General features: G+C 41.1%; 19 protein-coding genes and 1 pseudogene. 2 read left to right on the top strand and 18 right to left on the bottom strand.

The annotated features are described in order from the left end of the window. Positions 1-436: 436 nt before the first annotated feature. From radA to DW059_RS03180, 14 genes are all read right to left on the bottom strand, one after another. On the bottom strand, positions 437-1,810 hold the full coding sequence (gene radA / locus DW059_RS03245) for a DNA repair protein RadA (protein WP_117697631.1): 1,374 nt from the start codon (positions 1,808-1,810) through the stop codon (positions 437-439). Positions 1,811-1,930: 120 nt separating this feature from the next. Further along, on the bottom strand, positions 1,931-2,344 hold the full coding sequence (locus DW059_RS03240) for an endosialidase (RefSeq protein ID WP_117697630.1): 414 nt from the start codon (positions 2,342-2,344) through the stop codon (positions 1,931-1,933). Positions 2,345-2,433: 89 nt separating this feature from the next. Beyond that, complete coding sequence (locus DW059_RS03235) at positions 2,434-4,893, bottom strand: ATP-dependent Clp protease ATP-binding subunit (protein WP_117697629.1); 2,460 nt, start codon at positions 4,891-4,893, stop codon at positions 2,434-2,436. Between the two features lie 31 nt (positions 4,894-4,924). Further along, a complete protein-coding gene (locus tag DW059_RS03230; protein WP_117697628.1) occupies positions 4,925-6,475 on the bottom strand; it encodes a cadherin-like beta sandwich domain-containing protein in 1,551 nt (516 codons plus the stop codon). Between the two features lie 153 nt (positions 6,476-6,628). Then, complete coding sequence (locus DW059_RS03225; protein ID WP_022243971.1) at positions 6,629-6,856, bottom strand: hypothetical protein; 228 nt, start codon at positions 6,854-6,856, stop codon at positions 6,629-6,631. A 306-nt stretch (positions 6,857-7,162) separates the two neighbouring features. Further along, positions 7,163-7,888: a prolipoprotein diacylglyceryl transferase family protein gene (locus DW059_RS03220; RefSeq protein WP_117697626.1), complete on the bottom strand. Its 726-nt coding sequence runs from the start codon at positions 7,886-7,888 to the stop codon at positions 7,163-7,165. Positions 7,889-7,904: 16 nt separating this feature from the next. After that, the gene (locus DW059_RS03215) at positions 7,905-8,495 is read right to left on the bottom strand and encodes a hypothetical protein (protein WP_117697625.1); all 591 of its coding nucleotides are present in this window, start codon (positions 8,493-8,495) and stop codon (positions 7,905-7,907) included. 52 nt (positions 8,496-8,547) lie between these two features. After that, a complete protein-coding gene (locus DW059_RS03210; RefSeq protein ID WP_117697623.1) occupies positions 8,548-10,368 on the bottom strand; it encodes a glycosyltransferase in 1,821 nt (606 codons plus the stop codon). An 11-nt stretch (positions 10,369-10,379) separates the two neighbouring features. Then, on the bottom strand, positions 10,380-11,216 hold the full coding sequence (locus DW059_RS03205) for a glycosyltransferase (RefSeq protein ID WP_117697621.1): 837 nt from the start codon (positions 11,214-11,216) through the stop codon (positions 10,380-10,382). Continuing rightward, a complete protein-coding gene (locus DW059_RS03200; RefSeq protein ID WP_117697619.1) occupies positions 11,213-11,983 on the bottom strand; it encodes a lysophospholipid acyltransferase family protein in 771 nt (256 codons plus the stop codon). The genes DW059_RS03205 and DW059_RS03200 overlap by 4 nt, the downstream gene beginning before the upstream one ends. 214 nt (positions 11,984-12,197) lie before the next feature. After that, a complete protein-coding gene (locus tag DW059_RS03195; RefSeq protein ID WP_117697653.1) occupies positions 12,198-12,482 on the bottom strand; it encodes an acylphosphatase in 285 nt (94 codons plus the stop codon). A 50-nt stretch (positions 12,483-12,532) separates the two neighbouring features. After that, the gene (locus tag DW059_RS03190; RefSeq protein WP_117697617.1) at positions 12,533-13,213 is read right to left on the bottom strand and encodes an acyltransferase family protein; all 681 of its coding nucleotides are present in this window, start codon (positions 13,211-13,213) and stop codon (positions 12,533-12,535) included. After that, positions 13,210-13,557 carry an acyltransferase family protein gene (locus DW059_RS16680; protein WP_158551986.1) on the bottom strand — a complete coding sequence of 116 codons (348 nt, stop codon included), beginning with the start codon at positions 13,555-13,557 and terminating at the stop codon, positions 13,210-13,212. The genes DW059_RS03190 and DW059_RS16680 overlap by 4 nt, the downstream gene beginning before the upstream one ends. Positions 13,558-13,760: 203 nt before the next feature. Then, positions 13,761-15,125: a WG repeat-containing protein gene (locus DW059_RS03180; protein ID WP_117697613.1), complete on the bottom strand. Its 1,365-nt coding sequence runs from the start codon at positions 15,123-15,125 to the stop codon at positions 13,761-13,763. A gap of 125 nt (positions 15,126-15,250) precedes the next feature. On the opposite strand from DW059_RS03180, the gene DW059_RS03175 reads away from it, so the two are divergent. Beyond that, complete coding sequence (locus DW059_RS03175) at positions 15,251-15,481, top strand: helix-turn-helix domain-containing protein (RefSeq protein ID WP_117697612.1); 231 nt, start codon at positions 15,251-15,253, stop codon at positions 15,479-15,481. 556 nt (positions 15,482-16,037) lie between these two features. Here the strand turns inward: DW059_RS03175 and DW059_RS03170 are convergent. After that, complete coding sequence (locus DW059_RS03170; RefSeq protein ID WP_117697651.1) at positions 16,038-17,075, bottom strand: radical SAM protein; 1,038 nt, start codon at positions 17,073-17,075, stop codon at positions 16,038-16,040. Positions 17,076-17,248: 173 nt separating this feature from the next. Between DW059_RS03170 and DW059_RS03165 the strand changes: the two are divergent. Further along, positions 17,249-18,489, top strand: a pseudogene (locus DW059_RS03165) (6-phosphofructokinase). 129 nt (positions 18,490-18,618) lie between these two features. Here the strand turns inward: DW059_RS03165 and DW059_RS03160 are convergent. From DW059_RS03160 to DW059_RS03150, 3 genes are read right to left on the bottom strand one after another with little or no spacing between them, the layout of a single operon-like run. Continuing rightward, positions 18,619-19,536: an alpha/beta hydrolase gene (locus DW059_RS03160; RefSeq protein WP_117697610.1), complete on the bottom strand. Its 918-nt coding sequence runs from the start codon at positions 19,534-19,536 to the stop codon at positions 18,619-18,621. 2 nt (positions 19,537-19,538) lie between these two features. Further along, a complete protein-coding gene (locus DW059_RS03155) occupies positions 19,539-20,204 on the bottom strand; it encodes a DUF6320 domain-containing protein (RefSeq protein ID WP_117697649.1) in 666 nt (221 codons plus the stop codon). Then, positions 20,197-21,690: a cell envelope integrity protein TolA gene (locus tag DW059_RS03150; protein WP_242986075.1), complete on the bottom strand. Its 1,494-nt coding sequence runs from the start codon at positions 21,688-21,690 to the stop codon at positions 20,197-20,199. The genes DW059_RS03155 and DW059_RS03150 overlap by 8 nt, the downstream gene beginning before the upstream one ends. Positions 21,691-21,707: the final 17 nt, after the last annotated feature.

Below are 21,707 nucleotides of genomic sequence, written 5' to 3'. Positions count from 1 at the left end.
GTTCATCCTGAGCCAGGATCAAACTCTCATGTTATAGTGTTTGTCCTTTCAGAAATCTAGCTTGGCTAAATATCCTAAAGTTTACTGTTTTAGGTCGCATTCTTCTATTGAATAGAGATGCTGTCCTGAATGATTTTGTAATCTTTACGATTACGTTTTTCTCAAAATCTTTCAAGGTTATTTCACTGTTCAGTTATCAAGGTTCTTTGTGTTTCGTTGCTGACCTGCAACTTTTACAGAATATCATGTCTGTCAGCTTTTGTCAACAACTTTTTTTATTTTTTTAATTCTTATCTCCCGCCGCAACAGGCGTTTCCTGCGCGGTGGAGTTTTATAATAGCACGTCATTTTCTGGATGTCAACACGATTTTGCCATATTTATTAAAGTAGGTCATTTGTCGTTTTTTATCTAAATTATTTGAATTGTGTGTTCAATTCATTTTTCTTTGGATAAAATATAGCGGATGGCATCCTGTACGTTGCTGACACCCACTACATTTATATTTGGATTCTTCTTCAATCCTGCTTTACAAACTTCAGGTAGAATGCAGGTGGTAAAGCCAAGCTTCTGTGCTTCCTGCACGCGCTGTGCCGCCATACTGACTGCACGTACTTCGCCACTTAATCCTACCTCTCCAAAGCAGATGGTCTTCTCATCAATTGGAACATCTTTATAGCTGGATACAATCGCAAGCACAATACCTAAATCAATTGCGGGTTCATTCATACGGATACCCCCGGCAATATTTACATATGCATCGCAGGAACTTAAAGACAGTCCCAGTCTCTTTTCTAATACAGCCATCAGAAGATTGACCCTGTTATAATCCGTTCCTGCAGCTGTTCTTCTTGGCATTCCAAAATTACTGTGGCACACCAGTGCCTGTATTTCCAAAAGAATCGGACGGGTTCCCTCCATAGAGCATGCCACAACAGAACCGGATGCTCCCTCCGGCTTTCCACTGAGCATATATTCCGAAGGATTTTCCACTTCCCTTAACCCTTCGTTACACATTTCAAATACACCTATCTCATTCGTGGAACCAAACCGGTTCTTCACACCACGCAATATACGATATGCCGCATGACGGTCACCTTCAAAATACAATACCGTATCTACCATATGTTCTAACACACGGGGACCTGCCACAACACCCTCTTTGGTCACATGTCCGACAATAAAAATAGAAATACCAAGCCCCTTTGCAATCTGCATCAGAACTCCGGTTGCTTCCCGGACCTGGGAAACACTGCCCGGTGCCGATGTGACATTTTCATTATACATGGTCTGAATGGAGTCAATGACTACGATTTCCGGCTTGGTTCTGCTAATCACTTCTTTGATGGTATCCAGATTTGTCTCACAAAGCAGTGATAAAGTATCTCCAAACTCTCCGATACGCTCTGCGCGAATCTTTATCTGCTGCAAGGATTCCTCTCCGGAAATATATAATACATCTGTCTTCTGCATGGAAAGATTCCGGCACACCTGTAAAAGCAACGTGGATTTTCCAATTCCCGGATCACCGCCAACCAAAACAAGGGAACCTTTTACGATTCCACCGCCCAAAACCCGGTCTAACTCTTTTAATCCGGTAGTCAGCCGTTCTTCCTGCCCTGTTTTAATATCTGCAATTTTTACAACTTCTGCTTTCGCTGCTTCCTTCCGCACTTTTGCAGGTGCTGATTTATCTATCACTTCTTCTACAAAAGTATTCCACCCGCCGCATCCCGGGCACTGTCCCATCCATTTGGATGATTCATAGCCACAGTCCTGGCAGAAAAATACGGTTGCTTTTCCCTTTGCCATCTATTTTCCCCCTTATTCTTGCAATAACTGTCTTTCTTGCTACTCGCGTAAATTAGTAAAAAGAGAACCCAATCCGCTGGAATTGGATTCTCTTTCTTATCATCTTATTGATATATCCATTTATACTCTGGATACTTTTACTGCAACCGGAGTTTCCGGGTCTAATTCAACGCTAAGTGTTAATTTACCACCTAAATTGGTCTTCATCTGACCAATTGATTTTCCTGCTACAAATACATCATACTCTGTCTCTTCCATTAAGCCAAGTGTAATCTCTGCATCTTCCGGTCCTTCTACTTCAAATTCCACACCGTTTTCGGATGCTACCATATTTGTAACTGCAGTTCCTGGAACAGATTCATATACAAACATTCCATTTCTCTCTAATTTGGTAATCTCACGAAATGTCTTAACTTTGTACAAATCTCCCGCATGTTCAAAATTGTCCAGTTTGGATTTTGCTCCCAGTGTATAATCTCCAAAACTGATTGTTCCGTTTGCTTCTGAACGAATTAATTCTGCAACTACAGCCATTTTTTATCCTCCTATAAGCCACTATCCCACGATGGCTTTTTCGTAAATTTTATGAAAATATTATAGCTTATCTCGACACATTTTTCCAGTTATTTTGATGAATTCACAGCGGTTTTTATTTCCTTTTTTACCATGCGGATTTCCACATCATCTCCCGGCTTGATTTTACCGGATAAAATCTCTTCTGCCAGCATATCTTCTATCTGTGTCTGTATCATACGCCGCAATGGTCTTGCTCCATATTTCGGATTGTATGCCTTCTCAGCAATGTATCCTTTTACGCTGCCGGTTATGGTCAGATGGATACCCATCTGTTTTTCACACCGGTCAATTAAAGATTTGCTTAAAATGGTGACAATCTTCTTCATGTCCTCTTTATTGAGAGCCCGGAATACAATGGTCTCGTCAATTCGGTTTAAGAACTCCGGCTTAAAGATTCTCTGGACTTCTTCCATTACACCATTTTTCATGTATTCATAATTCTTCTTTTCATCTTCGACTGCAGCAAATCCAAGCTTCTTCGGTGCAATGATAGACTGCGCCCCTGCATTGGAAGTCATAATGATAATCGTATTCTTAAAATCTACCCGTCTGCCCTGAGCATCTGTAATCTGTCCATCATCCAGTACCTGAAGCAATACATTAAATACATCCGGGTGTGCCTTTTCAATTTCATCAAAAAGAATAACAGAATATGGTTTTCTTCTGACCTTTTCGCTGAGCTGGCCGCCTTCTTCATAACCTACATAACCTGGCGGTGAACCAATCATTTTAGAAACACTGTGCTTCTCCATGTACTCTGACATATCAACACGAATCATTGCCTGCTCATCGCCAAAGACAGCCTCTGCCAGTGCCTTTGTTATCTCTGTTTTACCAACTCCGGTCGGTCCTAAGAAAAGGAAGGAACCTATCGGACGATGCGGATCTTTTAATCCTACCCGTCCTCTTCTGACTGCTCTTGCCACTGCACTGACTGCCTCTTCCTGTCCTACTACACGCTTATGCAGTGTCTTTTCCAGACGGTTGAGACGTGCAGCCTCGCCCTCTGCCAGTCTCTTCACCGGTATCTTTGTCCAGTCAGATACAATTTCTGCAATTTCATTTTCTCCGACAACCAGTTTCTTCTTGTCTGCATCCCGATGGTATTTTTCCACCTGCTTTTCGTATTTCTTCCGGGCAGCTTCCTTCTCCCTGCGGATTGCCCCGGCATCTTCAAACCGCTGTTCCATCAATGCCGTCTCCATATCGTCCTCTAACTGAGCAATCTTACGCTCCAGTTCACTGATTTTCTCCGGCATTTTAAATCCGCCAAGGCGAACCTTAGAGGAAGCCTCATCCATCAAATCAATGGCCTTATCCGGCAGATAACGGTCTGCAATATAACGGGCAGACAGCTTCACTGCCGCTTCTATTCCCGCATCTGTAATCTGTACATGATGATGCTTCTCATAGCGTTCTCTTAATCCCTTTAATATTTCTATTGCCTGCTCTTCCGTCGGTTCTTCCACCGTTACCGGCTGGAAACGACGTTCCAGGGCTGCATCTTTTTCAATATATTTACGGTATTCTTCTAATGTGGTTGCTCCGATTAATTGTATTTCTCCACGGGCAAGGGATGGCTTTAAAATATTGGATGCATCAATAGCACCTTCCGCTCCACCTGCTCCGATAATGGTATGAAGTTCATCTATGAAAAGAAGTACATTTCCTGCTTCTGTCACTTCACGAATGACTTTCTTAATCCGCTCTTCAAATTCTCCACGGTATTTAGAGCCTGCTACCATTCCGGATAAATCCAGTGTTACCACTCGTTTTCCCCGGACTGTATCCGGAACCAGTCCGGATGCAATACGCTGGGCAAGTCCTTCTGCAATAGCTGTCTTTCCAACTCCCGGCTCTCCAATCAGGCATGGATTATTTTTCGTCCTGCGGCTTAAAATCTGAATCACGCGGGCAATCTCTGCCTCTCTGCCAATCACCGGGTCTATCTCACCATAGGCTGCCATAGCAGTTAAATCCCTGGAATACTGATCTAAGGTTGGCGTTACTTCTACTGCTTTCTTTTTTCCGGATTTGCTTGCCGCAATCTCCTCTTTATAGCGGTTTGCGTCTTCTCCCATGGCTACCAGAGTCTCGATATAAATCTTCTGGATATTCACACCCAGTGTATTCAACAGACGTACACCGGCACAGTCTGCCTCTTTCAATAATGCAATTAAAAGGTGTTCTGTTCCGATATTCTCATTGTCAAAACGCTCTGCCTCCTGGTCAGCGGTCTCAATGATATGCTGAATCCTTGGAGAATAACCTTTCCGGTCTAATACTGCCACATCCGAAGATGGAGCGATTAAATCTTCTATCAGTTCTACCAGACGGGTTTCTTCTACTCCCGCATCCATCAGAACACAGGCAGCTACTCCACTGCCTTCTTTTAGCAATCCCAGTAAAAGGTGCTCTGTTCCAATATAATTATGATGCATGCTTCTGGCTGCCTTTGTCGTCAGTTCTATTACTTTTTGCGCTTGTTTTGTATATGGTTTATGCATAAAATCCTCCTGTCACTACGCGCCAATTCTCTTATAAATCATTTAAATCCATTACTTCAATATCATCATCTGATGATTCTTTTTCAATAAAGTCATCATGGCTTGCAAAGATTCCATTATCTTCATCATCGTCATCAAAAATATCTTTGCTCCGCCGTTTCTTCTCTTTTTTTTCTCTCTTTTCCTTTTCACGTTTCTTTCTGCCGGACATAAATTCCGGTTCTTCTTCAAATTCTTCCATAAAGTCAGTTTCACCTAACCGTTCTGCCACTTCTTCCGGTAACTGAGCGGCGGAATCCGCTTCTTCTTTTTCTTCTGACTCTGCTTTCTCTGGCAGCCCCTTCACTGCACTGGTCTCTTTTTCTTTGACCGGCTCTTCTTCGACTTTACCGGTATCTTCTACGAATTTCTGTTTCTTCTTTGTCTTTCTGCGTTTTTCCTCTTCAAAGATATCTACTGCTTCTTCGATTTCATCATCTTCCTCTTCTTCATAACCTCTTCTTCCACGAAGCAACAGATTAATAATGATAAAAATAAGAATTACGATTACTACAATTAATCCGGCAATAATTTTTAAATCCCGGTCTTTTCTAGCGGTATATTTGTCATTTAAGTCATTTAATGCATTCTGAAGATAGGTGGTATCGGTATCCTCCTCCGTGCTGTCACTGTACTGGTATTCGCTGAAGGTTCCATCACTGGTATTGTAATTATACCAGCCTTCCTGTCCATCATTTGTCATTCCATATACGGTATAAATATTTTCTGCATCTGTTGCGTATGCATCTTCAAATGTGCTGTCCCCAACCTGAATAGGCGTGGTTGCTTCGCCCGGTAAAAAGGAAGTCACTGCCGAAGGTGTCATTAAAATCAGATAATTATCCCCATTATCGATACGAATATATGGGCACACACTGCCATCGGTGCCATTTACCACATAAAAGCCTGCATTTCCTGCTGCATCTGTCATATATAAAAGAGATAAATTACCATTGTTAAAAGCAACACCACGGTATTCAGCTCCCTGATAAGTTACCTGCGCTTCTGTAAAATCTGCCGGAATCTGTTCTGCTGCGAAATCTTCTGACACGGTATAGGCAGATACAGTATCGTCCGGTGTGGCTGTATCTGTGCCATTATCTGCTCCGGTATTATTGTCCGCCGGAGTATTGCCTGTGTCTGTGCTTGTTGTAGTATCTGTATTTGTTGTAGCACCTGTTGCAGACTTGGTTATGGTCAGATGATAAGTTGCAAGATTTCCATTCTCTGCCTGCACTACTACGTCAATCTTTGTATCTCCATCTGTTTTTAAGGTAGTGGTTCCCACCCCGGACTGAATCGTTGCTGCCGGATTTACCGTTTTTGCACTTACCGTCACGCTGCTTACATCCTGTCCTACCTGTACCGTATAGTACATACGGCTTCCTTCAAATGCAGGTGATAATGAACCCTCGGCTACTGTCAGTGTCTCCAGCGAATTATCCGCAGGACCTGCATATACCTGCATCGGCATTCCTGACATGGCAAAAATGCAAATCAATGTCATGAAAAGTATCTCTATCTTACGAATTGTTTTCTTCATTTTCCGTCTCCTTCAATTCCCTTTTTCTCCAAAACAACAGAAAATCTTCTTTTGATTTTCCTGTACAATATAATCAGTTTCATTATAGAAAACTATCGGGAATGCGTCAACCTCAATTCGAAAAACCATGTCGTACTTATCCCACGGATATGTCTAACGGTTTGCCCTGATTAACCATCCCCACACAACTCCGGCAAGAGAAAGACCTGCTGTAATTGCTGCTCTGTGGTTCCAGTCTGTAATATCCTGTCCCAGCAAAGCTGCCAGCAGTAATAATGTTCCGCCGCTTACCATAAGGGCTGCAAGAGCTGCAAGCACTATCATTTCCATTCTTGACGGATGTTTCTTTCCTCTTCTTACATGTACTGTATTATCACGCATAATTGTGACCTCCCTGTGTCTTTTTTCTTATCTTTTCCTTCGCTTTTCTGCCACTTTTCTGGTATTTTTCAGTGGCTTTGCTCTCTGATAAGATCATGTTACAACAGGATGTGTCCCATATTTCGTACCTATATTATGTAAACTTATTTCCCAATTTTTTCTAAATACTTTGTTCCGAATCCAACCTTTTACAATAAATATAACGCTTGATAAACACCATAACCTGTCCGTCAGCTTCTTTGGATGCATAACAATGCAAAAGAGTTCTGCCGGCACAACACCCACAAAACTCTTTTCTCATATCCGTTATATTACTTTATTATTCGCTCTTTGTCTAATTTGCCGTACTGCCTCATAGAGCAATACGCTTACAGCTACCAGCAGACATCCCCACTGGTTCGCACTGAAAATCTTTCTGTCTTCATAATACCTCAGATAATCCAGTACGAATTTTAATATCGCATACAGCAACAGACTCTTTGGAATTATACCATTCCTTCTTCGTTCTGCCATCTTGTGAAGCAACAAAAACGCCAGCAGAAATAAGATCGTCTCTGCCAGCTGGACCGGAAAAAGGTATTCCCCCGCTGCTCCATTATCAAGATAGCGGATACTGCCAGGTCCCTGATATCTCATGCCAACACAACAGCCTGCAAAAAAGCAGCCTAGCTTTGAAACCGCATACATCAGTCCCAATGCCAGCACATATGCAGTCCATAGCTCTATCTTATGTTCCTTACTGATTTTTGTAAAAATCCACACACCGAGCAGGATGCCCGCCATACCGCCAAGACTGGAAAAACCAAATGTTTCTACTTTACCCTGTTCTGCCAGCTGCACAATAAAGGTATAAAATGCTCCAAAATATAATGCCAGAACTGTATTCAAAAGCTCTGAATAAAAGATATGACTGCCCTTTACTCCTGCTTTTTTCAAATACCATGTGACATAAAGATATGCCAGTACAAAGCTTAAGAGAAAACAGATAAAATACGGCGAAATTCTCCAGTGTAAAATCGTAATATCTATCATTTATTTTCCTGCCTCATCAGCCCGGACAGTTTCGAACACAGCTTATGAATGCCAGCCCACAGGCAATAATTGTTACTGCTATAAATACTACTACAAGAATGGCAAGTGCAATATAAAGCCACATCAGCACTTTACCAAATACACTCTGCGGATATTTTACACGGACCAAAATCATAAGTACCAGTGCTGCAATTCCACAGCCAGCCATAAGAAAAGTCAGAATTGAACCTAATACATAGCTGCTTGCGATATTATAATAAATTTCTTCTTTTCCTGCATCAAACAACAGTCCCAGAATAATATTCTTAATAAAAATTACTGCCATCGGTGCAAACATCAAAATCATGGAAATAATACATAATTTGTCCGCCTGCTTCTTATCCTCCGGAGAGAGCTCCGGTCGTGGCATTTTTCCCTGTCGTGGCGGCATATTCGTTGGCATCGGCGGTCTCTGCTGCATCTGCATGTTTGGTGGCATCGGTCTGCCCTGTTGCATCTGCATATTCGGCGGCATTGGTCCACCTTGCTGCGGCGGCATATTCGGTGGCATCGGCGGTCTCTGCTGTGACGGCATGTTTGGTGGCATCTGGTTCCACTGATTATTCATAATTTATCCCTTTACCCTTTCTCAATACATATTACATTTCCTGCAACTTTTATTAGAGTGCTTTCTTCTCTTTCATCGGCTGTTTTTCATCACAACTATAGGTCAGTTTCTCTCCATAGGTCTGCTCGTAAACAGCTTTCCACGCTTCATAATTCTTATCCCGCATCTCACAGGAATTCTGTGCACGCTTTTTATTCGGATCCGGATAAATCGGTTCACAGAAATGCACCGTATATTCCTGCACATAGAATCCGTCATCATCTAAAACATCACTGTCTTCCATGGTAATAAATACGGGAAGTACCGGCTTATTATTTCTGGCAGCGAAGGTAAATGCGCCCTTCTGCAGCGGTCTTGGTTTCCGGTAATTCCACCACATTCCCTGCTCCGGATAGACAAGTACAAATTGATTTTTCTCTAATACCCTGTCTACGGCAGCAATGAATTTCTCCATGGTCTTAAAATTAGAGCTTAACGGCAGTGTGTTGCAATGGCGCATTAACACTCCGTAAAATCCCGGAAATCCGGTATAATTGCCTTCCCGGATTACACGGTACATTTTTTTCTTTTTCAATTTACCCTGCTCGAAGGCAAGCTGGATGGCAAAGCTGTCAAATGCATTGAAATGGTTACAGGTAATGACTGCTCCGTCTGCTACTTTTTCAAGATTTTCAATGCCTTTGTATTCTTTGATTATCAACTGCTTTTTCTTTATCAGCATATTGACAAACCATCTTGCTACTTTAAATGCATATTTGGTCTGTGTCTTGCTCTTTAAACTTCTTGGAAGATAATTAATATCTTCCGGCATCAGAACCGGTGCCGGTGGATTTTCTTCTGCATCTTCTGAAAATCTTCCTTCCCGCTCCAGTTCCTCTATGTGAGCAAGCAGCGCAAGCTTACTTTCTGATTTTCCGGCTTTTTCCATCTTGCGAAGATAATTATCTTCTCTGTTAATCTCAGATACCGCAAGCTGGATTAATTTCTCACCAGACACACTGTCATTGCGGCGCTGCTCATCGGTATAATTGGCAAGTCCTTCTTTTATGGCATCATAATCCGCTGTCATCTTCGCATATTTCCAGAAATACTCTGCCAGACGGCAGTCTTCATAATGCCATGGTTTGGCTGCCATATTAAAATGGAATAATCCCACCTCTTCTTCCGGGCAGGCAAGTTCTCCAAATACCTGTGCATTCCACTTCGGTTCCATATAAAGCACCTGATTCTTGCAAATCAGATTCAGGTAATCCTGATCCTGCGCTACCACAAAAAGATAGATGTGAAGCATCTCTAAGAATTCATCTAAAAGATGATTTTCACGGAACTGACTGCAGTTCATCAGCATTACTCCGGCGTTGAAATATCTGGCACGCTTTACGCCTAATACCTTTTCTACATAATCACCTAAGATATCTGTCTGCGCTACCACACGGTCCGGACAGACTCCGGCATATAATTTACCAAGCTTATGGTCATATAATTCTGCAACATTTCCCACTACGATGGTATCGCTGTCAATATAAAGTGCCTTGCGGTACTGTGGAAACATATCCGGAATAAAAAGCCGGAAATATGTTGTGTTGGAATAATAGTCACGAATCGGAAGCTTATCTGCAATGCTCCTCATCTTGTCTGTAACATCCACAAAATCAATTGCAAATTCTTCATCTGCCATGGCAAGCACTTTTGCCTGGGTTGCTTCCGTAATTCCCATATGTAAAATGTAAATATGATATTTCCGGCTGCGGTCTGCATTTTCCATGATGGACTTCATGGAAACCATCGTATATTTTACAAATCCTTCATCGCAGGCAAAGAAAATAGGGATCTCCGCTTTCTTCCCATACTGTGATAAACTCTTCATTTCCATAAATTAACTCCTTACCTCTTAGTGTCCTGTTCAAATTTCTTTTTCAGATAAATATATTCGAACAGAATATCATCAAACGCTTCATACTTAAAAATTCTGTGAATTGCACTGACATTCCACTGCTTAATATTTGCCGTATGCGGATATGGCAGGTAAAAAAGCCGTTTGGAAAAATGTCTGATTATTGTACTCTTATGTAAGAACTTCTGGTCATTATATTTCTGCGGCAGCATTTTCTTTGCCGTGGTACTTCTGTATACTGCATCCTGATCCGCAAACAGTAATTTTTTTGTCTTAATGAGATGTCTTGCTTTTTCAAAAAGGCCTGTTTTCTTAATCTCTGCCATATTAAAAAGCAATACTCCCGCATTGATATAGTTTGGATTGATTAAATATTTTCCATAGTGGTCTCTTGCTGCAGCATACTCATACCCTTTTACATCAATGTCATATAAAAGTTCCGGCTCCCGGTTAAATAAAATATCTGCATCCAGATAAAGAAGCTTATCCGGGATTTCCGGAATCTTATCTGCAAACAGACGAAGCAGGGTATATGGTGAACAATACGCACCTTCGTTCGGACAACCTGCAAATTCTTCTTTATAAATATCTGTCACATCAATCTTGATTACAATATTTTCTTTGTTATAGGACTTTGCTACCTCATTTAAAAATGCAATCTGCTCATCACTCACCGGCAGAAAATCGTCTCTTAAATGTGATACATCCATTGTAAAAATGTAGATGCGGTATGGCTCTGTCGATTTCGTCCGCATAAAAATGGACAGCATCCCGGTCAGTATTCCATCAAATACTTTGACATTCCCCGAAAATAGAATATTTCTCATACATCACCTTTTTTGATATAAGTAGCAAGTACAAGGGTGTTCCTGCTGCTTCTTTCTTTCATCTGTTCATAAACCCTGTTTCTAAGGTCTGCTTTCTGCTCTTTTCCTCGCAATTTCGCATCCGGATAAAACGGACCATCCACATAGGTTACTATCTGCGGCTTTTTACTATGCTTCCGTTTCTGATATGTATTGGTAAAACAGATTACCGGGCATTGATACTGCACCGGATAACGGAAGGAAGAATCCTTAAAAGGACGTATCTTCGTATAATAAGGCCAGATATGTGCCTCCGGATATATCATCACGCATTTTTTCGCAGTGATTTTCTTTCCGATTTCTTCTAAGAAATGTTTCATGGCATCCTTATCATCCGGCAGCGGCAACGCCCCAAGATATGGCGTTACTTTTCCGAAAAAGGGCATAGAAACATTATTCGGATGCACAATCACATATACGTCCGTCGGATGTGCCAGCATTGTGGGAATCAATGCATCTGCTCCTGCATTGGTATGATTTCCGTAGAGGAAAAATCCCTGTCCCTTTAACGCTTTTATTTTTTCCCATCCCACTATCTTATGACGGTATTTTATCTTTAAAAAGCACCATGCCACCGGTTTTGCAATGAGATTATAACAGATAAAATGTAATAATTTCCTTCCCAAGCTGTCCTGGCTGTACTGATATGTTCCATCAATTTTCTTCGCAGTTATCTTTGCTTCCGAAAATTCATCCTCTAATTCATTTTCATAGTAGTATACTCGCATATCCCACAGTTTACTATTTCTTGCTATTTTTTGCAACTTTTCTGAACAAAGAATGTGCCTTGGCACATTCTCGCGCCTGCGGCGGTCGCTTACGACATCTACCTTATACGCCGCAGTGCGCATCCTCGCAGAGCGTTTTTACTTTACAGGAAAGCAATTTTCTGTAAAGTAAAAACGCTCCTGACAAAGTATGCCAGAAGCTGCTTTTTGCATTTTAATATTTTACATGGAAGCCCCGTTCCGTCTCATCCAGTGGAAGTTCTTTTCTGTCCATGCTGCGGATTTCGATGTAACGGTCCTGGCAGAGTCTTTGAATTATCATATCAATTTCTTCCGGCAGTCCCTGCAATTCTGCCTGTACCGAGCCGTCATATTCATTGCGCACCCAACCAGTCACACCAAAATACCCCGCCAGATGCGACATGCGATAGCGGAATCCCACACCCTGGACATATCCGTTAAACTGATAAAAAACACGAATTTTTCTATTTTCTGACATACGACCACCTCTCTTTATCATTCCAATGGTATCAATCTCTTCCATCCAGACTAACGTGCCCGTTGCCTTTTTAAGTTTCTGATTAACTGCGGCGTATGTAATGCCAGTATCCGGTTGACCTGATTGACAACATGCGAATTATTTAACACATATACGATTCCAGCACTTAATCCTAACAGGATAAAAAATGCTATCCAGCCCCAGTCACCCAGATAATCATAGATTCCGGCAAACATCAGAATATCCCGTAAAATCCGGTGCAGCATATATACCGGCATGGTATTCTGTCCGATTACTGACAACCTTGTCTTTCCTCTCGGAATGCAAAACATAATTGCCCAGGAAATAAGAAATGCTGCAATCATCAGGGAAAGGCGGACCATCGGTCCTTTCCACACTTCTTCCAGTTCATAATAGGATATATTTTCATATACCATTCCCAGGGAATCTTTCAACCTTGCTCCATATGCCAGAATAAAGATACAGATTGCCTCCGCGCATGGAACCACCAGTCTCTGAAACTTTGGCTGCAATGCTTTTTCCAGTGTCTTCTGCTCCAGAAAATAGCCCAGATAGAAAAACGGTCCAAATACCAGAATTCGTGACAGACATAAAAAGTCCCCCACATTTTTAAAATAGCCAGCTGTTAATGCCAGCACTACCGTAAGCAAAAGAACCGGCACCGCTTTACATTTACGGACAAGTGGTATCGTCAGATACCATACAATCATTGCAAATAAATACCACGTGCACCACTTTGGGAAAAGAAATCTATCTCCGTAAATTTTTCAAATCCCGCAATGGCATATACTATCTGAATTGCCACAACGAACACAACATATGCTTTCAGCAGATACAATATTTTCTTAAAATTATATTGTCCATTTTTATAAATTTTCTTGGCAAAATAGCCGGAGATAAATACAAAAAGCGGCATATGAAATACATAGATGAGCCGTTTCACTACCACCAGTGGATTGTCTCCACGGATTGGGAGCAGGAAATGTCCAAGCACAACTAAGAATATCAATACCGCTTTTAAATTATCAAAAAAATAGTCTCTTTCTTTATTCATCTTTCTACATCCTCGCATTACCGAAAATGTATTATAGAACTTTTGCGGGAGATGTCAAGATTTTTTATCATTTAGGGCGAATTTGCCCGATGAAAAAGGAGCATCCAGTTTTCTGAATGCTCCTTCCAATATACCTAAAATACGCTTGTATCACCAATTCCCATATTGACCTCCTAAAGATGATATCATCTTGTAATATAATATTATTCTAAATTGTCTTCCTCCGGAAATAATATGTACAAAATATTTTCGTCATCCCCTGCAACTTCAAAACATACACTATTTCCATCTGACCGAATGCTATCATCCGTTATCTCAGAATCTCCAAACATTCCATATTCTCCGTTCCATGTAATTGTTCCATAATCTACAAGCATCTGCCCATTTTTATTTATCAAACAAATCTGATTATCTTCATTCAGCAGGAAAAAGCAGTCTTCTTTATGCCAGCACTCAAAATAACGCTTGTCATATAATGGATTCCCATTGGAATCTTCCAATTTCCATGTATCATTTGTTTTATATAATCTATACTCTCCATTTTTCCCCAATGTATAGTCACTAGAATTCTCACTACTTGAGCTTTCTTCATTCACCTGAAGTTGTCCTGCACTTGATAAACTATACTTATTCTGAGACTCCAAATCCCCTAAATCTGTCAAATTGCCATTTTCATCTATCGAATATAATTCATACTGATAACCTTCTGCCCAATAATCAACTGTTACAAAGATAAAACTATTGTCATCTTCTACTGTCATGCCACTTGGAGTAGCCAGCTCATTCCATTCCTGTAATCTTTCTCCCTTCAAATTGTATAATGATACATTGTAATATGCTTCTAAGCCGTTTGACTCATCTTTTGGTTTCAATGCACCACCTATACAAACCAATATCCTGTCATTAGAAATAAGCTCTGTATTTAATACCGTTAAATCTACTGTATCATACATTGCACGGTCAATATCCTCTATCTCAAGAAGATTAATATCACATAGCATATCCCCTTTTATATCATAATATCTAAGCGAAATATCCTGATTCATATAATCTGTAGAATATGTATAATTCAGTTCATAGAAAAAGGGCGAATCGGCACTAATCTCTCCTAAATGAGGTGTAACTCTCTCTACTTTTCCATCCAGAATCTTCTGTCCATTGCTATCTAAAACTTCCTCTTCCCCTTCATATTCACACACAAAATATACTTCATCCTTATCACTTTCCTCCTCTTCTCCCCTGACAAGCTGGATGTTGTCATATTCAACCGGAATAACTTCATTGCCATCTTTGTCAATTACTCCGTATAATAATCCATCATTTTTAGAAACAATAACATATCCTGATGCATAATCTTCCAAATCATATTCCGTTGTTATTTTATAATTTTTCCCTTCTGATATACCCTCTGTTTCCGTTTCTAACTCACTGTCATTTTCTGATTTGCTTATTTCGGTTTCAGTTTTCTTTTGTGGCACATATGTTTTTTCTTCTTTTCCGCAGCCCGAAAAAATCATCCCTGATATTGCCAGTAACATCATAGTTTTTTTAACTATTTCTCTTTTCATTTTCTCTTCCTCTCTCCAAATCTATTCATCACTTTTTCTTAAGCATTTATATTTTAAAACATTTTGTTTTAAAAATCAATATAACAAATTGTTTTATGTATATTAAATTCAAGAGAGGTAACTAAATGGCAACTACAATTCATCGTTACAAGCATATACGTGATTTACGTGAAGATTCAGATATAACGCAAGAGCAGATGGCTCAGGTTCTTAGCTGTAGTCAAGTAGCGTATTCTTATTACGAATTGGGGAAACGTGATATTCCAACCGATATTCTTATAAAACTTGCGGACTATTATAATGTATCAATAGACTATTTGCTTGATCAAACTAATAATAAACTTCGAAATTTCTAAGCATCACACATATTGACTATGCGATTTTTCTCGCCACTTGCACCTACAGGACCTGCCACTGGCAGCTTCTTACGAATGAATGGCAAGAACAAAGAATGTGCCTTGGCACATTCTCGCGCCTGCGGCGGTCGCTTGCGGCATCTACCTTATACGCCGCAGTGCGCATCCTCGCGGAGCGTTTTTTACTTTACAGGAAAGCAATTTCCTGTAAAGTAAAAAGGGTACTTGAAAAGCCAAGTACCCTAGTATATAATTTACTTAGAAAGGTAATCGGATATGCTCCGATTTGCCCTCAGTGAAAACTATTTTTGAAATAGCATCTACTTTTGGACGAGTGGGATGCTATTTCTTTTTATTATTATGATTATCTATGTAAGATAGCGCCGCAAATATTACTAGCAACAAAGTAAGAACTTCTATTGTGTTCATAGGGCATCACCCTCCTTTACCAACTAGAGGGCATCTAATAATCGGAAAACACATCCTGCTTTCTTTTTCAATTATACATTAATATTATACCATGTGAAGAACATATGTTCAATAAGTTTGTTTTTAATTATCTATCTTCATCTTTCCGTACAATCCCTTCTCCATCAAACTCCGGGATAAAACTCTCCTCTGCCACATCCCCTTCCTGGATAAAACCATTCTCAATGCCAAGTTCAATCGCATAATCCACCACCGCATCATATTCCGCTTCCGTTACCCGGCGGCTTAATTCCGGATACTTCCTGCACTGTGGCAGCGGCGTATACTGATTCATAATGCTGATAAAAATCCGACCTCCATAGGTCTTAAGAAGATAAGATATCACACGCTTGGAATCTTCCACACAGTCCGGCATAACAAGATGGCGCACAATGACGCCTTTTTTCATCAAAAGGAACTCCCCGGCTTCGCTGCGCTCCTGATATTCTGCTGCGTCAAATATCATATTATTCTGCTGTTCCGAAATTTTCTTTTTCTCATCTGCCGGAAATTCTACGCTGCTGCCTTCTTTACCTGCTGTCCGTTCGAAAACAAATTCCGGTTTGCCTACCTGCCGCACCATTTCTGCAATTGCTGCACTGGCATAGGTAAAATAGTCCGCTGCATGGGAATACCTGCTGCTGATTGCGCTGTCAACATATTTTAAATCAGGAAGATAAATATCCACATAGCCCTCTAACAGGCGAAGTGTTTCCACCTTTTCATAGGAACTGGTATTATAAACAACCGGAAGATAAAGTCCCTGCTGCTTTGCCTGCTTCAATGCCTCAACCACCTGTGGCACAAAATGTCCTGCCGTTACCAGATTAATATTATTTGCACCCTTTTCCTGCAATTCCAGGAAAATTTCTGCCAGCCGCTCTATACTTATTTCAATTCCAGCTTTTCCTATGGCAATATTGTGATTCTGGCAGAAGATACAGCCTAAATTACAGCCGCTGAAAAATACCGTTCCGGAGCCATTCTGCCCGGAAATACACGGTTCTTCCCACATATGAAGTGCTGCTCTTGCAGCCTTTATAGCTGCTGTCTGACCACAGACTCCCATTTCACCTTTTTTACGATTTACGCCACATTCTCTTGGGCAGAGCATACAATTTTCCATCTCTTTTGCCTTTCCTTTATTTTTTCTTGCGGTTCTTCCCACTCCCGCCGGATTAGTCTTGCCTTTTCCGATTCTATCATATATAGTTATTCTTGTAGGATATTTTCTTATAATAACTATAACTTTTTTATATATCCTAACACAAATCTTTGAAATCACAAAGGAGTCTGACTATGAATACATCGATTCAAAACTGCATGGTTGCCCAGTCCGGTGGACCAACCGTTGCAATAAATGCAAGCCTTGCCGGTGTCATTAAAGGTGCTGCCGGCTGCTATGGCACTGTTTACGGTTCCGTAAATGGAATCTTAGGTATTTTAAATGAACATTATCTTAACCTTTCCGAAATTATGGAAGCAGACGAAAATGCATTAGAGCGTCTGATTCACACACCGGCAATGTACCTTGGTTCCTGCCGTTTTAAGCTGCCGGATTTTATGGATGATGATTCTTCTTATAACTATATTTTCAAGCAGTTTGAAAAGCTGAATATCGGTGCATTCTTCTATATCGGCGGAAATGATTCCATGGATACTGTATTAAAGCTTTCCGAATATGCCGAGCGAATCGGAAGCAATGTCCGCATTATTGGTATTCCAAAAACCATCGATAATGACCTGATGGTAACAGACCACACTCCGGGATTTGGCTCCGCCGCCAAATATATTGCATCTTCTTTACTTGAAATTGCACATGATACATTTATCTATGCCGTAAAGAGTGTAACAATCGTAGAAATTATGGGACGTGATGCCGGCTGGCTGACCGCCGCTTCCGCCCTTGCCAGAAATGAATACAGCGATGCACCGCATCTTATTTATCTTCCGGAATGCAATTTTGACAAGGAGGAGTTCTTAACAGATGTGCGTGCGCTCTTAGAGGAACACAACAATATTATCATTGCGGTATCTGAAGGAATTCATGATGCAGAAGGCAATTATATCTGTGCCGGAGAAAGCATGGAAGATACCTTCGGTCACAGCCAGTTAAGCGGTGCCGGTAAAGCGTTGGAATATCTGATCAAAGACAATATCAACGTAAAAGTCCGTTCTGTAGAAGTAAATGTATTACAACGTTGCGCTGCCCACCTTTCTTCTGCCACCGATTTAAATGAAGCAGTTGCTTCCGGTGAACATGCTGTTGCTTTTGCAAAACAGGGCATTACCGCTTCCATGGTAACCATGAACCGTACTTCCAATGCACCATATACCATCGAATACGGTTATGCAGAAATCAAAAATATTGCGAACGAAGCAAAATCCGTTCCAAGAGCATGGATTAACGAGCGTGGAAATGACGTTACCGAAGAAATGGTAGCCTATCTTCTCCCACTGATTCAGGCGAGACTTCCATTTCCTACGAAAATGGACTGCCAAATTATATGAACGTGTCACACCTGACTAACAAACGTTAGTTACCTGCATTATCGCGGTGCTCGCCAAATCTGTATGCAATCATGCGATTTTTCTTGCTACTTGCGTAAATAAAATCCGCTGTCCCGGTTGAGACATTTTAATCTGTCTTTTCCGATACAGCGGATTTTTTATTCCGAAATCATCTCTATGAATTTGCCGACTTCAGCCCATGCCCGTTTGGATTCCGGCATCATCAGCATTGCCATCTGGAACACATGAAACATTCCTTCGTAAATGCTTAAGCGGACTTTTACACCCTGCTTCTTCGCCTTCTCTGCCACAGATGTGGAATCACTTAAGAGCATCTCATAAGAACCAACCTGAATCAGCATTGGAGGAAATCCTGTGAAGTCACCAAACAACGGTGAAATATAAGGATTCCTTTCGTCTGCATCTCCTACATAATCCTTATTATAAATAAGGCTGTCCCTTGTATTTCCAAATAACGGGTCACGCTCATAATTGGTATCATAGGATTCACCGCTGGCAGTCAGATCTGTCCAGGGAGACATGGCAATCAGCCCGCAGGGAAGTGCTTTCCCATGATCCTTTAAGTACATGCAAAGTGCCAATGCCAGTCCACCTCCGGCAGAATCACCTGCCACAATAATCTGTTCCGGCTTAAATCCACAGCTTAGCAGCCATTCATAGGCTTCCACCGTATCTTCCAATGCTGCCGGGAAAGGATGCTCCGGTGCCACACGGTAATCAATGGTCAACACGCTGATTCCTTTTCCCACCTCACTGTAAAGTCCAGCAAAGGTACGGTAGGCATTTCGCATTTTTCCAATATACCCGCCACCATGCAGCTGCAGAACTACTTTATCTTCCCTTGGATTCTGCATGGAGGTTAAAAGCTCCATTTCAAACTGTGGCATCTTAATTTTCTGCATCAGAAAACAGTCCGGGCATTTCCACGCCGGTTCCACCATTTTCTTACGAAGCTCTCCGGTCTTTAATTTTCTGCCAATCAAATTATCACTTGCAAAACGGGCAATTAGGTCACGGATGACCCTGCCCTGCACACTCGTCTTACTTTCTTCCATAATCACCTTACATGAAATCTTCTCTTTAACTCTAATCTGGCTCTGCGGTCACCGATAATCAGCGTTCCGAGGAATAAAAATACAGAAATTCCAAATGCCAGTTCACTTAACCCCGGATGGGTCACAATGTGAAGTGCAATCAAAAGCAACGGTATCAGGCTGCATACAATTCCAAATAACTGGAACATCAGATAACTCTGCCAGTTTCTGGAATTGATAATCATGAGCAGAACAATACCTGCATCTAACAGCATAATGCCTGCTGGAAGCACATAATTAACCGACCAGCCATGGAATCCCACTATCCAGTCAATCAGAATCACATATAAAATTCCGGATAATGTAGTTGCTATGATTTTCGTCCGGTATCCACTATTGCTTAAAATATCCAGCCGGAAAATCAGGAACAGATACCAAAGTCCTGCAATTGCAATCAGGCTCCAGAGTTTTCCCTGATACCAGATATAATTGAGATAGCCTGCTGCCACACTGCCTAATAACACCAGAAAGAATATAATATTTGTCACAAATTTTAATCTTCTGGTTGGAATCCATGCATCCGGATAGGTATTGTGTCCTTCTTCTCCCTCTTCTAATACACTGTGGCACAGCGGACAGATCTGGCTGTCATCTAAGATTTCCACATTACAATTCTTACATTTACTCATAATACACACCATTACTTTCTATTTCCACATTCAGACCATCCTCTGACAGTTTCCGGAAAAATCCACGCTGCAGGGATGTATCTTTTAAAACAGAACTAAAGGTAAATGCCAGCGTATCCTGATAGGAACAAATCGTTCCCTTGATATTCTGTCCCTTTGACATGGCAAGGAATGCATAAAACATCTTGATATATGGCTGGTAATCCTCTTCCACTTTCACATTTCCAATGTTGGTTACAGTGGATGTATTTGCCAGTGCTGCCGATGTATACACATAACGCATGGCAATATTTTTCAAAAACAGCGGTACTGCTCTTGCAACCAATAATTTTTCATTGGAAACATTATAGGAAAACAGTTCCTCTAAATGCTCTTTATTAATCTGTTGATGAAGACTCTCTGTAGTAATCTTCAATACTTCTTCAAACGTATAGGAATCCTCCACCGGTTCAAACTCTGCAGATACTACCGTAAAAAAATTTTTGGTGGTAATGGAATTAAAATATGGTCTTAAATTCACCGGAACCGCTACACGAATCGGACGTTTGTCCGGCATACCATGCAGATATTCCCGATATACGCTGTAAGCAAATGCCGCAACCAGATACTCATTGATGCTGACACCATATTTATGACATACCCCTTTCAATGCCGGAATCTTTACAAATCCATGAATTACTCCAAATTCATCGGTTCGTAATTTTTCCCCTTTGATAAGATATGCTTTCTTTGTCTTATATCCCTTGGCATAGCTGTGCTTGTAATTTTTAAGGAAGCTGTCCTCACGATTCATGGATGTGTCGCTGCTTAACTTATCTCCCAGCTTCTCCCTCAGTTCCGGATGCACCAGTCTTAAATACTGATAGGTCAGTTCCTTTAAGAAATTGATTCCGCCCATGCCATCTGTCAGTACATGAAAGACCTCAAGGTTAATCCGGCATTTATAATAAGTTACCCGGAAAAGATAGCTGTGGTTCTTATTCTGTCTGATAAAACGGCATGGAAAATGTCTTTCTTCCTGTACTCTTGGAGCACTCTTGCCATTCTCTTCAAAATAATACCAGAAAATTCCCTGACGCAGTCTCAAGTTAAAGCCCGGAAATTTCGGAAGTACGATATCCAGTGCCTGCTGCAGATACTCCGGCTGTACCTCTTCCTTTAAGGTAACTGCAATCCGGTACACATTGCTCATTGCTTCTCCTGCAATTACCGGAAAAAGATGTGCCGTATTATCCAGCCGGTCCCATTTGATATCGGTATGACGGCGCTTATTATCTTCTGCTTTCCGCTGCTGCTTCTCCTGCTTTTCCAATTCCTTTGAAGCGGCTTTCTGCTGCCGGCTCTGCTCTTTGACAGCCTGCTTTTCCTGTTTACTTTCTGCTTTGGCAGCGGCTTTCTCCTGTTTGCTTTCTGCTTTAGCGAAAGCTTTCTCCTGCTTTATCTTCTCTTTATGTTGTTGTCTCTGCTTTTTTTCTTCTTTACTCATAACGAATATTATAAAAT

This window comes from Roseburia sp. AF42-8, from assembly GCF_003435965.1.
Classification (GTDB): Bacteria; Bacillota; Clostridia; order Lachnospirales; family Lachnospiraceae; genus Roseburia_C; species Roseburia_C amylophila.
The sequence above is the reverse complement of the archived record's forward strand: the minus strand, read 5'-3'. Positions and strand labels throughout refer to the sequence as shown.

Excerpts from the sequence above, each read along its gene's own strand:
- DW059_RS03195 (WP_117697653.1), bottom strand. The coding sequence starts at position 12,482 with ATGTCAGAAAATAGAAAAATTCGTGTTTTTTATCAGTTTAACGGATAT.
- radA (WP_117697631.1), bottom strand. The coding sequence starts at position 1,810 with ATGGCAAAGGGAAAAGCAACCGTATTTTTCTGCCAGGACTGTGGCTAT.
- DW059_RS03205 (WP_117697621.1), bottom strand. The coding sequence starts at position 11,216 with ATGAGAAATATTCTATTTTCGGGGAATGTCAAAGTATTTGATGGAATA.
- DW059_RS03200 (WP_117697619.1), bottom strand. The coding sequence starts at position 11,983 with ATGCGAGTATACTACTATGAAAATGAATTAGAGGATGAATTTTCGGAA.
- DW059_RS03225 (WP_022243971.1), bottom strand. The coding sequence starts at position 6,856 with ATGCGTGATAATACAGTACATGTAAGAAGAGGAAAGAAACATCCGTCA.
- DW059_RS03190 (WP_117697617.1), bottom strand. The coding sequence starts at position 13,213 with ATGATTGTATGGTATCTGACGATACCACTTGTCCGTAAATGTAAAGCG.
- DW059_RS03215 (WP_117697625.1), bottom strand. The coding sequence starts at position 8,495 with ATGAATAATCAGTGGAACCAGATGCCACCAAACATGCCGTCACAGCAG.
- DW059_RS03150 (WP_242986075.1), bottom strand. The coding sequence starts at position 21,690 with ATGAGTAAAGAAGAAAAAAAGCAGAGACAACAACATAAAGAGAAGATA.
- DW059_RS03240 (WP_117697630.1), bottom strand. The coding sequence starts at position 2,344 with ATGGCTGTAGTTGCAGAATTAATTCGTTCAGAAGCAAACGGAACAATC.
- DW059_RS03235 (WP_117697629.1), bottom strand. The coding sequence starts at position 4,893 with ATGCATAAACCATATACAAAACAAGCGCAAAAAGTAATAGAACTGACG.
- DW059_RS03155 (WP_117697649.1), bottom strand. The coding sequence starts at position 20,204 with ATGAGTAAATGTAAGAATTGTAATGTGGAAATCTTAGATGACAGCCAG.
- DW059_RS03170 (WP_117697651.1), bottom strand. The coding sequence starts at position 17,075 with ATGGAAAATTGTATGCTCTGCCCAAGAGAATGTGGCGTAAATCGTAAA.
- DW059_RS03180 (WP_117697613.1), bottom strand. The coding sequence starts at position 15,125 with ATGAAAAGAGAAATAGTTAAAAAAACTATGATGTTACTGGCAATATCA.
- DW059_RS03210 (WP_117697623.1), bottom strand. The coding sequence starts at position 10,368 with ATGGAAATGAAGAGTTTATCACAGTATGGGAAGAAAGCGGAGATCCCT.
- DW059_RS03230 (WP_117697628.1), bottom strand. The coding sequence starts at position 6,475 with ATGAAGAAAACAATTCGTAAGATAGAGATACTTTTCATGACATTGATT.
- DW059_RS03220 (WP_117697626.1), bottom strand. The coding sequence starts at position 7,888 with ATGATAGATATTACGATTTTACACTGGAGAATTTCGCCGTATTTTATC.
- DW059_RS03160 (WP_117697610.1), bottom strand. The coding sequence starts at position 19,536 with ATGGAAGAAAGTAAGACGAGTGTGCAGGGCAGGGTCATCCGTGACCTA.
- DW059_RS16680 (WP_158551986.1), bottom strand. The coding sequence starts at position 13,557 with ATGAATAAAGAAAGAGACTATTTTTTTGATAATTTAAAAGCGGTATTG.
- DW059_RS03175 (WP_117697612.1), top strand. The coding sequence starts at position 15,251 with ATGGCAACTACAATTCATCGTTACAAGCATATACGTGATTTACGTGAA.